At 47.3% G+C, this 12,544-nt stretch carries 10 protein-coding genes; all 10 read left to right on the top strand.

Annotated elements, in window-relative coordinates:
• The first annotated feature begins 10 nt into the window (after positions 1-10).
• Entirely contained in the window at positions 11-2,041 is a 2,031-nt protein-coding gene (flgK, locus tag ATY27_RS00115) for a flagellar hook-associated protein FlgK (RefSeq protein ID WP_208932136.1), read from the top strand.
• 6 nt (positions 2,042-2,047) lie between these two features.
• Positions 2,048-3,274 (top strand): flagellar hook-associated protein FlgL, encoded by a 1,227-nt coding sequence (flgL, locus tag ATY27_RS00110; protein ID WP_208932135.1) that lies wholly within the window; start codon positions 2,048-2,050, stop codon positions 3,272-3,274.
• A gap of 394 nt (positions 3,275-3,668) precedes the next feature.
• Complete coding sequence (locus ATY27_RS00105) at positions 3,669-4,499, top strand: flagellin (protein WP_208932134.1); 831 nt, start codon at positions 3,669-3,671, stop codon at positions 4,497-4,499.
• A gap of 120 nt (positions 4,500-4,619) precedes the next feature.
• A complete protein-coding gene (locus tag ATY27_RS00100; protein WP_208932133.1) occupies positions 4,620-5,969 on the top strand; it encodes an IS1182 family transposase in 1,350 nt (449 codons plus the stop codon).
• A gap of 389 nt (positions 5,970-6,358) precedes the next feature.
• Positions 6,359-7,189 carry a flagellin gene (locus ATY27_RS00095; RefSeq protein WP_208932132.1) on the top strand — a complete coding sequence of 277 codons (831 nt, stop codon included), beginning with the start codon at positions 6,359-6,361 and terminating at the stop codon, positions 7,187-7,189.
• Between the two features lie 246 nt (positions 7,190-7,435).
• Positions 7,436-8,266 carry a flagellin gene (locus ATY27_RS00090; protein ID WP_208932131.1) on the top strand — a complete coding sequence of 277 codons (831 nt, stop codon included), beginning with the start codon at positions 7,436-7,438 and terminating at the stop codon, positions 8,264-8,266.
• 185 nt (positions 8,267-8,451) lie between these two features.
• The gene (locus ATY27_RS00085; RefSeq protein WP_208932130.1) at positions 8,452-9,276 is read left to right on the top strand and encodes a flagellin; all 825 of its coding nucleotides are present in this window, start codon (positions 8,452-8,454) and stop codon (positions 9,274-9,276) included.
• Positions 9,277-9,769: 493 nt separating this feature from the next.
• A complete protein-coding gene (locus ATY27_RS00080) occupies positions 9,770-10,594 on the top strand; it encodes a flagellin (protein WP_208932129.1) in 825 nt (274 codons plus the stop codon).
• Positions 10,595-10,682: 88 nt separating this feature from the next.
• Positions 10,683-11,081 carry a flagellar protein FlaG gene (locus ATY27_RS00075; protein ID WP_208932128.1) on the top strand — a complete coding sequence of 133 codons (399 nt, stop codon included), beginning with the start codon at positions 10,683-10,685 and terminating at the stop codon, positions 11,079-11,081.
• Between the two features lie 17 nt (positions 11,082-11,098).
• Positions 11,099-12,544: a flagellar filament capping protein FliD gene (gene fliD / locus ATY27_RS00070; RefSeq protein ID WP_208932127.1), complete on the top strand. Its 1,446-nt coding sequence runs from the start codon at positions 11,099-11,101 to the stop codon at positions 12,542-12,544.

The following is a 12,544-nucleotide window of genomic DNA, read 5'->3' as shown; positions in this document are numbered from 1 at the left end:
GGAGTAAACCATGGCTGATAATTTATTAACGATAGGCACTTCAGGTGTCCTGGCCAGTACCGGCTTGCTCAATACCACCGGTAATAACATCAGTAATCTCAATAGCAAAGGCTATGTCCGGCAAAGTACTGAATATCAGTCCGCGATGTTGGGGCTTGGCGTCGGCCGGGGGACAACCAACCGGCTGGCCAATGAGTTCTCCATGTTACAATTGCGCCGCGATACTTCCGCTTTAAGTTACAACCAGCAATTTCTGACCGAGGCGAGTCGGGTTGATACGTTGTTCTCTAACACATCAAACAGCATTTCCAGCGGCATTTCGGATATGTTTAAGCAGCTGCAATCTGCCAATAACGATCCAGCCAATACGTCATCCCGTCAGCTAGTGATGGGGAGTGCTCAGACTTTAATAAGTAAATTCAATACGTTATCTAGTATTGTGTTAGAGCAACGTACTTCCATTAATCAACAGCTGGATAATCTGGTCTCGGCAGCCAACTCGCAAATTACCATTATCGCAGAAATGAATAAGCAGATTTCAGCCTACGGCAGCGGCATCAATACTCCGGTGCCGATGGACATACTTGATAAACGTGACGAAGCCTTACGGCAGTTATCTGAGATGGTCGAAATCAGCACTCTGGACGCAGAAAATGGTGAAAAGCTGGTATTTCTCAACACCGGACAGTCGGTGGTGTTACAACATGGCAAATTCAGTCTGATGAGTGCTGTGGGTAACCCTGATCCCGAACGTAAAACCCTGCAACTGCAACTTGATTACAACAGTAATGTTATTGGTGAGGTTGAAAGTCAGACACTCGGTGGCAAAATCGGCGGTTTACTGGAGTTTCGGGCACAGCTGCTGGAACCGACTCAGAACAAGCTTGGCCAGTTAGCAATTGGCCTTGCCGATGCGTTTAATACGCAGAACCGCTTGGGTATGGATGGAAATGGTCAGCTCGGCAAAAACATTTTCAGCCTTGGCACTTACGGTGGTTATCCTATGACGACCAATACCGGGTCTGGACTGGTAACGGCGACGGTCGAATCAGGCAAAGGCAAAGATGTCCCACCAAATGACTTACTGGTGACATTTACCGCCCCAAATCAGTTTAAACTGGAAACTTTAGATGAGCGTGGCAAAGTGATTGCAGGCTCTGCGGTCACGCAAACGATCACTGCGTATCCGGCAACCTTTAATAGTACCAACGTACCTGGCAATTTCCTGAATGGTTACGAAATCAAATTGGATAACTCGGCAGGTGCTTTTGGTAACGGCGATCAGTTTGTGCTGAAGCCATTAGGTGTTGCCGCACAAAATGTTACCTTGCTCAATAGCCGGCCTGAGGATTTGGCTTTGGCGTCACCACTTCGTGGGGAATTCAGCGTTAATAATCTGGGAAATGCTAAAATAGGTACAATCAATGTAACGAATACCAATCCTGCAAGCTCCCAATTTACTTCGCCCGGCGATGTCAATGGTGAACCATTCACATTGACCTACATTGGCGGTGAGCGATTTGAGATCCGTAATAATGCAAATACATTATTGGGGACAACAGCAGTTATGTCCGCAGGAAATTACAACAATCTGTTTAATTCTGCAGGTTTAACGACATATGGCTTTGACATGTCCATCTCAGGCGTCCCTAAGGCCGGTGATACATTTACCTTGAGTTACAACACGGGTGGGCAGAAAGACAACCGCAACGGTCTGGCCTTGGCGCAATTGCAGGAAAAAGAAATTATCAGAAAAAATGCAGTTGCAGTTCCTGGTGCCGATAACCAGATGAGTTTGAACGAAGGCTATGGTGTCATGGTCGGTTTTATTGGTGAAAAAACCAGCCAGGTGAAAATTGCCACTGAATCGTCAAAGGCGTTGTTAGCACAGTCTCAATCCTGGTATGAGTCAATTTCCGGGGTGAATCTGGACGAAGAAGCAGCGAATCTGATCCGGTTCCAGCAATCTTACGCTGCAGCGGCTAAGATTATTTCCACATCCCAAACCATATTTGACACGTTATTGGCGGCGGCGAGGTAGTAACAGATGCGACTTTCATTTAATCAGAAGTATCAAATCAATCTGAATGCGATCCTTAATGCACAGGAAAAACTGCAAACTGCCAGCGCCAAACTGGAGAAGCAAACAAAAATTCTGAGTCCATCCGACGACCCTGCGGGTTCTGCACGTGTGGTTGCGCTTGATCAGCAAATCTCCCAGGTTGGCCAATATCAAAATAACAGTGTATTGCTGAAAAACAGCCTTGGTATCGAGGAAACTGTCTTATCAAGTCTTCGGACTTCAAGCGATCAGGCGCGGAGTCTGGTGGTGTCCCTCGGTAACGGTACTTATTCCCAGCAAGATCGCAGTGCCATAGCCAAGCAACTGGATAATATCAAAACTCAAATGTACGACCTGATGAATCAAAAAGACGCCGCTGGCGGATATCTGTTCTCAGGTTTTCAGCAAGAAACACAGCCCTACAGTTTTAACCAGTCAACCGGCTTGTATGAATTTAATGGTGATGAAGGGCAAAAATCACTGCAGGTGTCGCCAACAGTCACGATCCCGAGTAATGACAGTGGTAAAGAGTTGTTTGAAGATGTCAATGCGAGATTTAAAACGACCGCGGCTACCGTTGGTGGAGGGTTAACCACTGGCTCCATCAATGTGCAGAACCAATCAGTATTCGATGATTTTTACCGACAAAATTACGACGGACAAACGCCAGCTAACAATAATTACCGCTTGGTTGTTGATGCCGCCAATAATTATGAGATCCGCCGCAATGGCGCCAGTCTCAGCCCCCCGGTGACTGGTTCCTATACATCAGGACAAGCCGTGAGCTTTCAGGGGCTGAGCCTGCAAACACAAGGTGCTGGGCCTGGCCAACTTGATTTTACCTTGCAGGCGCCGGAAAAGAAAAATGTGCTAAATACACTGCAAGAGCTAGTTAATGCCATAGAAAAAGATCAGGTGATTGGTGGGCCACTTGCGGAATCCATTGCTGATGCTCTAGTACAAATTGATAATGCTGCGCTGAAGATAGATGCAGGAGTATCGGGAGTGGGGGGGCGTCAGAATGTCCTCGACAGTGTGTTTGAGGGGAACGAAGACTTACAAATCACAAACAAAGCATTCCGTGCACAGATTTATGAAGTTGACTATGCCGAAGCACTGACAGAACTGACCAAACAGGAAACTGCGCTACAGGCAGTGCAAAATACCTTTCAGCGAGTGACTAACACCAGTTTGTTTGACTATATCCGTTGAGTTGCGATCCTGGCAGGGCGGCATCGATGTATGCCTTCCCTGTGTCGCTACTCTATTACTCTTGCAAGTTTGTCTAGATCCCATTGGATACTTCCTTTCAACGGCAATTCTCTGCCGCATAATTGCAAACTCATTTCGCATGAAATCGTTGGATTTTCAGTATTTTCGACGTCAAATGCTTATTAGAATCTATAAACTCCCCTTATGTATGCCATTTTTGGCAATGTTTTGCCGCTTCATAAGATTTGGAAACTGCCGTGTATCCCTTTAAAAATAAGGGTTGTGATTAAAATACGCTCAAGTTTTCCTGGTTATGGCCGTTATATAAGTATCAGCATTCAGAATCATAAAATCAGCTGGTGATGTAGCAAAATAACATCAGGAGAAACGTATCATGGCTTTATTTGTCAACACCAATGTGTCATCGCTGAATGCTCAACGTCAGCTGATTAATTCAGGTAAATCATTAGATACCGCGTTTCAGCGTTTATCTTCGGGTTTACGGATCAATAGCGCAGCGGATGACGCTGCAGGTCTGCAAATCAGTAACCGGCTGACCAGTCAGATTCAAGGTCTGGATCAAGCTATCCGAAATGCCAACGATGGTATTTCGCTGGCCCAGGTCGCTGAAGGCGCGATGGATGAAATTACATCTGCATTACAACGGATCCGTGTGCTGTCAGTGCAATCTCAGAATGGTATTAACAGTTCGTCAGACCGGCTGGCACTGCAAAAAGAAGTCTCAGCGTTAAAAGCTGAAATCAGCCGGATCGCGACGACGACTCAGTTTGGTGGTGTGAAAATCCTTGATGGCAAATATTCATCTACCTTTCTGGTTGGCGCTAACGCAGGGCAAAGCATCAGCGTGAATATTTCACGTGTAGGTGGTGGTTATGGCGCTTCAGGCCTGAACCTGGCAACACTTTCCATCGCAACATTAGCGGGTGCATCTACTGCATTGACTGCCATCGACAGTGCTATTAATGCGATTGACGCGACCAGGGCAGATCTGGGAGCGATCCAGAATCGATTTCAGTCAACGATCCGAAACCTGTCGAATATTGTTGAAAACGTTTCGTCTGCGCGTAGCAGGATCCGCGATACTGACTTTGCCAAAGAAACAGCTGAGCTGACGCGCGCGCAAATCCTGCAGCAGGCCAGCACAACGATCCTTGCTCAATCAAATCAACGCCCGCAGTCAGCCTTGTCTCTGCTGCAAAGCTAAGTCTTCGACTCGTCCGAAAAAAAAGAGCCATTGGCTCTTTTTTTCAGACTGCTGACAAAGGCCTGGACGTAGATCCAGGCCTTTGATCTAATAGAGGGAGTCCAAACAGGAGCTGCCCTCATGCTCAGAGATATCTCCCCGCAACAACATCAGCTTGAAATGGTGACACTGGAACAGCTGGTGCCACAAAACCATCTGGTTCGTAAAATCGATACCACCATAGATTTTGAATTTATCCGTGCTGAAGTCGCTGATTTGTATTGTAAAGACAATGGCCGSCCRGCGATTGACCCGGTGATGCTGTTCAAAATCATGCTGCTTGGTTATTTGTTTGGCGTGCCCAGTGAGCGCCGGCTGATGCAGGAGATTGAGGTCAATGTGGCCTATCGCTGGTTTTTGCGTTTGTCGCTGACCGATAAAGTACCGGACGCTTCAACGCTCAGTCAGAACCGTATTCGCCGTTTCAACGGGACTGATGTGTTCCAACGGGTCTTCGACCGGATTGTTGAGCAGGCCATTGCCAAAAGGTTGATTGGCGGCCGCGTGCTTTACACCGACAGCACGCACTTAAAAGCCAGTGCCAATAAGAATAAATCCATCAATAAGTTAGTGGCAGCCAGTACCTCGGCCTATGTCGACCAGCTCAACGCGGCGATTGAGGAGGAGCGCAAAGCCGCCGGAAAAAAGCCACTGGCTCCCAAGGATGACAGCGTCTGTGAACTGAGCGAGATAAAAGCCAGTACCACAGACCCTGACAGTGGTTTTATGACGCGCGAAGGCAAACCGCAGGGCTTTTTTTACCTCGACCACCGCACCGTCGATGGCCGGCACGGCCTTATTACTGACACGCACGTCACGCCTGGCAATCAGCACGACAGTCAGCCTTATATTGCGAGGCTTGACCGGCAACTGCAGCGTTTCCAGCTTGAGCCGGTCGCGGTTGGGCTGGATGCGGGCTACAACACTGCGATGCTGTGCCACCTGATTAAAGCGCGGCAAATTGAGCCGGTGATGGGCTACCGCCGGCCCAACAAAGGCAAAGACTTATTGCGCAAAAGCGCGTTTGACTACGATAAAGACAGCGATTGTTACCGCTGCCCGCAAGGCGAACTGCTGCAGTACAGCACCACCAATCGTGCCGGGTATCGTGAGTACAAATCCGACCGCAACAAATGCAAAGATTGTCCTATCCGCAGCCGCTGCACGAAAAGTGAGAATCACACCAAAGTATTGACCCGACACGTATTTGAAACGGCCAAAGAGGCAGCCAATGAAACCCGGTTAAGCGCATGGGGCAAGAAGATTTACAAAAGGCGCAAAGAAACAGTAGAGCGTAGCTTCGCGGACGCCAAACAACACCACGGCCACCGCTATGCCCGCTTCAGAGGGCTGGAAAAAGTCCAGATGCAATGTCTGCTGGCGGGTGCTGCGCAAAACATCAAGAAAATGGCGTTACTGCTGGCCGCCTGAGCCAGTCTCAAGCCTAAATCCCTATCAACCAAGCCAAATGCCGGCTCATTCAACACCAGCCCAATCAAATTCAACAACCCACAACTCATTATTAAGCCATGACCACTGACGGAGAATGCACCACTCCTGAAAAGCACAAACCCCAGAAAACTGGGGTTTGTCATTAATCTGAAAAAAAGAGCCATTGGCTCTTTTTTTGTTTTTTCTTCTCAAGTTTTAAAAAAAAATGCCGATACAACCGATGTCGTTATTTTTACATGTTTTATTGTTTAAAGGTTAAGAGATAAAATTCAATAAATGTTAAAGTTATTCCTTCGTGGGTCGATACATTAATCAAGCAGGCACACAAATAAATAAGCCGGCTAAATATAAGACTCAGGAGAAATATCATGGCTTTATTTGTTAACACCAACGTGTCATCGTTGAACGCTCAGCGTCAACTAATTAATTCAGGCAAATCATTAGATACAGCATTTCAGCGCTTATCTTCTGGTTTACGTATCAATAGTGCTGCAGATGATGCTGCAGGTCTGCAAATCAGTAACCGGTTGACCAGCCAGATTCAAGGCCTGGATCAAGCCATCCGTAATGCCAATGATGGTATTTCGCTGGCTCAGGTGGCTGAAGGCGCGATGGATGAGATTACCTCGGCATTGCAACGGATCCGTGTGCTGTCGGTGCAATCTCAAAATGGTATTAACAGCTCATCAGACCGGCTGGCTCTGCAAAAAGAAGTCTCGGCGTTGAAGGCTGAAATCAGCCGGATCGCCACTACCACGCAGTTTGGTGGGGTCAAAATTCTTGATGGCAAATATTCATCGACGTTCCTGGTTGGCGCGAACGCCGGGCAAAGCATCAGCGTGAATATTTCTCGTACCGGCGGTGGTTATGGCACTTCTGGTTTAAACCTGGCATCGGTATCAATCGCAACACTGGCAGGTGCCTCAACAGCACTCACCGCTATCGATAGTGCGATCAATGCCATTGACGCGAAGCGCGCTGATTTGGGGGCAATCCAGAACCGCTTCCAGTCGACTATCCGAAACTTATCGAACATTGTTGAAAACGTATCTTCAGCACGCAGCCGGATCCGGGACACAGACTTTGCAAAAGAAACGGCTGAGTTGACGCGCGCGCAAATCCTGCAGCAGGCCAGTACGACCATTCTGGCGCAGTCGAACCAACGGCCACAGTCTGCATTGTCTCTGTTACAAGGATAATATATAAAAACAATTAAATGATGAAACTTTTTTGATACAACTCCTGAGCTTTTGCTCATTGGCTACACATTATTGTGTAGCCTTTTTTATTTCCGATTGATCTTGGTTTAATTTACTTCATTTAATCTGAGATATTTCTCAATAAACATCTAAAGAATATTGTTCTGCATCCGATAAGTATATTGAGCGAGTTAAATAATATAAAGAAGTCTCGCGTCATTAATCATAAGTTCAGGAGAAAGAGCCATGGCTTTATTTGTAAATACCAACGTATCCGCGCTCAATGCGCAACGTCAGCTGATTAACTCAGGAAAAAGTCTGGATGTATCTTTCCAGCGCTTGTCCTCAGGTTTCCGGATCAATAGTGCTGCCGACGACGCTGCTGGCCTTCAGATCAGTAACAGGCTAACGAGCCAAATTCAGGGCTTGGATCAGGCCATCCGCAATGCAAACGATGGGATTTCATTGTCTCAGGTCGCTGAAGGTGCAATGGACGAAATCACGACGGCATTGCAACGCATTCGCGTGTTGTCTGTGCAGTCTCAGAACGGCATCAATAGTTCCGGGGATCGGCTGGCTCTGCAAAAAGAAGTGTCAGCGTTAAAGACTGAAATTAGCCGGATTGCAACGACGACCCAGTTTGGAGGAGTGAAGCTGCTTGATGGCACATACTCATCAACATTCCTTGTCGGTGCCAATGCGGGTCAGAATATCAGTGTGAATATTTCGCGCACAGGTGGTGGTTATGGCGCGTCAGGTTTGAACCTGTCGACTTTGTCCATCGCAACATTGATCGGCGCTTCCGCTGCGCTGGCGTCTGTTGATAGTGCCATTACGATCATCGATTCAAAACGAGCTGACCTTGGTGCTATCCAAAACCGCTTCCAGGCCACCATTCGCAACTTATCCAACATTGTTGAAAACGTTTCCTCTGCACGCAGTCGGATCCGTGACACAGATTTTGCCAAAGAAACGGCAGAACTGACCCGTTCGCAAATATTGCAACAGGCCAGCACCACGATTTTGTCACAGGCAAACCAAAGACCGCAGTCAGCATTATCGCTGCTGCAAGGTTAAGTCTGATATGACAGGGGTGCCTGACACCCCACTGAATGACATGCGGTCTGGAGTCTTCCTGCATTTAACGACCAGACCATGACAATGACTTATGACACTGCGGCCTATGCACTCAACGGCGGCACCTGTCGAAGAAAAGAGGACGGCTTTTATGGCTACGTATTACACAACCGGAGGATGACGCTATGTCATTATATGTAAACACTAACGTTTCAGCGTTAAATGCTCAGCGTCAGCTGATTAACTCAGGCAATTCACTGGACAGTTCGTTTAAACGTTTGTCATCAGGTTTTCGCATTAACAGTGCAGCTGATGACGCAGCGGGTTTGCAGATCAGCAACCGCTTAACCAGTCAGATCCAAGGTTTGGATCAGGCCATTCGAAATGCCAATGATGGTATTTCTCTGGCGCAAACGGCTGAAGGTGCGATGGATGAAATTACCAACGGGCTGCAACGTATCCGTACACTGGCGGTACAATCTCAAAACGGGATTAATAACTCAGCGGACCGGGTTGCGTTACAAAAAGAAGTATCTGCGCTGAAAACGGAAATCAGCCGGATCGCGACCACAACCCAGTTTGGTGGTGTGGCACTGTTAAACGGAAGTTATTCTTCCAAGTTCCTGGTTGGTGCAAACGCTAATCAGAACATCAGTGTCAACCTGTCAAGAACCGGTGGTTTTGGTGCGTCAGGTTTAAGTATCGGGACTTTGTCGATTGCGACAATTGCCAATGCCTCTGCAGCTTTAGCCAGCATTGACAGTGCAATTAAAACAATCGACAGCAAACGGGCAGATTTGGGTGCGTTACAAAACCGCTTCCAATCTACCATCCGTAATCTGAGTAATATCGTAGAGAACGTGTCATCTGCACGTAGTCGGATCCGGGATACTGATTTCGCCAAAGAAACAGCTGAACTGACCCGCTCGCAGATCCTGCAACAGGCCAGTACTACTATCCTGTCACAGGCCAATCAGCGTCCACAGTCTGCACTTTCACTGCTGGGTTAACCCGGCAGCTGATAGGACCAGAGATGCTTCAGGGATGAACGCCTCTGCCCGGTTACCGGGCAGGGGCGCTCTTATTTTTGCGCCATCGAAGTTTCCTGCTTTTATCTTGTCCAGTAAAATCACTGCTAGTCGCTTAAAATTCCTCCTTGCCCTATGCGACTGTGTCTCTCGCAATATTCATTTGTTTTGCTACCTGTATTTTTCTCAGCCACGCTTTTGAGTAACTGCATTATTTTGGCGAATTTTTGCCGCCAGCCCGTCATTTTAGAAAGGAAGTGCAATTTATTTCCGCTTTTATCTATCTGATAAATATATGTATTTTTATATTTTTCAAAAGAATGGAAAAAAATTGCCTTTTTTTCCTAAAGTCCTGAAAGTTGTTGCCGATACCTCAGTTAAGCCAAATTGCAGTTTGGCGAAAATTGCGGGAATCCGCTTAATCAAGAAGTTGCCGAAGGTTTGCAGACCGGACCCAACTTTTAAGGAGTGACTTATGGCTTTAGCAGTAAACACCAACGTATCGGCGCTGAATGCTCAGCGCCAATTATTAACTTCAGGTACAGCACTGGACACAGCCTACAAACGTCTGTCTTCAGGCTTCCGTATCAACAGCGCCGCGGACGATGCCGCCGGCTTGCAAATCAGCAACCGGCTGACTTCTCAGGTTAATGGTCTGAATCAGGCGATCAGTAACGCCAATGATGGTATTTCTGCATCACAGGTTGCTGAAGGTGCGTTGGATGAGATCACCACTTCACTGCAACGTATCCGTACGTTAGCAGTTCAATCTCAAAATGGTATCAACAACTCGGCTGACCGCACAGCACTGCAAAAAGAAGTGTCAGCACTAAAAACAGAGATTAGCCGTATTGCACAAAACACCCAGTTTGGTGGTGTCGATATTCTGAAAGGTGGTTATTCAGCTAAGTTCCTGGTTGGTGCTAACGCTGGTCAGTCAATCAGCGTGAACCTTTCTCGTGCTGGCGGTTTCGGAGCCTCTGGTTTGAGCCTCGGAAGTTTGTCGATTGCATCGGTTGGCGGCGCTTCTACTGCCTTGGCGAGTATCGATAGTGCAATCAAAACTATTGACAGTACACGGGCTGACTTGGGTGCGTTACAAAACCGCTTTCAATCAACCATCCGTAACTTAAGTAACGTTGTAGAAAACGTATCCGCTGCGCGCAGCCGGATCCGTGATACAGACTTCGCGAAAGAAACTGCGGAACTGACACGGGCACAGATTTTGCAACAAGCGAGTACTACAGTGTTGGCGCAGGCTAACACTCGTCCGCAATCTGCATTATCTTTACTGGGTTAATTCTGAGATTGACTGGCTGGGCGGGACTTTGATTTAAGTTACCGCCATGCCAGCCGATAAAAGGTGACAGATTATGAACTCAGTCGAAATGAACAGTGTGTTGCGTCAGCAGCGCAATGTGCCGCCTCTAAAGGAATTTTCGGCGGTCGACAATGAGGTCAAGTCTGCAACCCGGCTTCCTCAGGATGTAGCAAAGCTGCCTGCTGAGAATGCTACCGTCACTAAAGACCAGACAGCACCCAGTGCAGCTGAGCTTGGTGAGGCGGTAGAGAGCATTAACCAGTTTGTGAATGCACAGATGCGCACACTGAATTTTTCAGTGGATGAGAACTCCGGAAAAGCGGTGGTCAAAGTCATCGACTTTGAAACCAAAGATGTGATCCGGCAGATCCCAGGTGAAGAAGTGCTTAAAATGGCAAGTGCAATCAAAAAGTTGCAGGATGATCTCGGATCAGCAACCGGTTTGCTGATTAATAGTAAAGTGTAATACAGCGAGGAGAAATCATGGCAATCCGTGCCCTAGGGTCGGCCTCTGGCTTAGATCTGGAAAGTTTGGTCACACAATTAGTAAAAGCTGAGCGGATGACGAAAGAAGACCGTTTGGACACTACTAAGAAGAGCCTGGATTCCTCCTTGTCTGGCTACGGTAAACTGAAATCGTCGATGTCCAAATTTCAGGATGCAGTGAAGGCGTTGAGTCTGGATAATCTCAACGCCAGAACTGCTACCGTCAAACAACCTACAGATACCAAAACATACCTGGAAGCTACCGCTAAAACGACCGCAGCTCCTGGTGTGTTTGATATGAAAGTCAAAACCTTAGCATCTGGCAGCCGAGTAGAAAGTGCGGATTTGGCATATGCATCAGCGTCAGCTGTTGTCAGTACGACCGCAGGTGAATTGACTTTCGGCGCCGACGGAAAAACCTTCAAGGTTAATGTAACGGCAAATATGACTCTGGATGAGTTGCGTCAGGCCATTAATACCAATAAAGATAACTTTGGAGTAAGTGCCAACATTATCAACGCTGGTGGAAGTGTGGGTACTAAATTAGTACTGACGTCAAGTATCACCGGTTCAACCAATGATTTAAGTATCACCAACAACAATGCAGCGCTTGATGGTATTTCCACTGTTCCTAACAGCGGAGGTACAGCTGGATTGACAGTCACAAAAGCTGCTGCCAGTGCCGAAGTTATTATCGACGGCATCAGTACTTTTAGTAAAACCAATACTTTCACTAACGCTTTGCAGGATACCGAGTTTACCGTGCAGAACGTGACGCCGGATGGCAACAACGCCACGCTGACCATTGCGACGGATAAAAAAGGTACCGAAGACAAACTGAAAGCCTTTATAGACAGCTACAACTCATTGGTCAGTGAAGTCGAATCGTTAACAAGAAACCGCGTATTAGGTGCTGATGGTAAAACAGTAGTCAGTGAGGGCGGAGCACTGAATAGTGACCCAACAGTACGCAGTATGCTGAATATGGTGACCAGCGCCTTGGGTAAAGCCGTTGGCTCCGCCGAGCCCGGGCTCAATAATTTGTACTCAATGGGCATCACCATGACCAACAATGGTCGTTTGGAGATTTCGAGTAGCAAGATTGGTTCAACCTCTGGTCGTGAGCGCCTGGACTCCGCGCTAAAAGACAATTTTGACGGTATCGCTAAATTGTTCGGCAATAGCGATGGATTTAATACCACGCTTACCAGTTTGGTGACTCAATTCACACAAAAAGGTGGCCTGCTGGAGAACAAAGAAACGTCTCTGAAAAATAGTTTATCAAAAAATACTAAAGATCGAGAGGCTTACACCCGATACATAGAGAGCTACGAGAATACTTTACGGCAACGTTATGGTGCGCTCGATTCGCAATTAGGTCAGCTGCAAAGTACATCATCGATGTTAAGTTCGCAGCTGGCATCATTGTCCAATATCCGATGA

The sequence above is a fragment of the Rheinheimera sp. F8 genome (genome assembly GCF_001518915.1).
The sequence above is the reverse complement of the archived record's forward strand: the minus strand, read 5'-3'. Positions and strand labels throughout refer to the sequence as shown.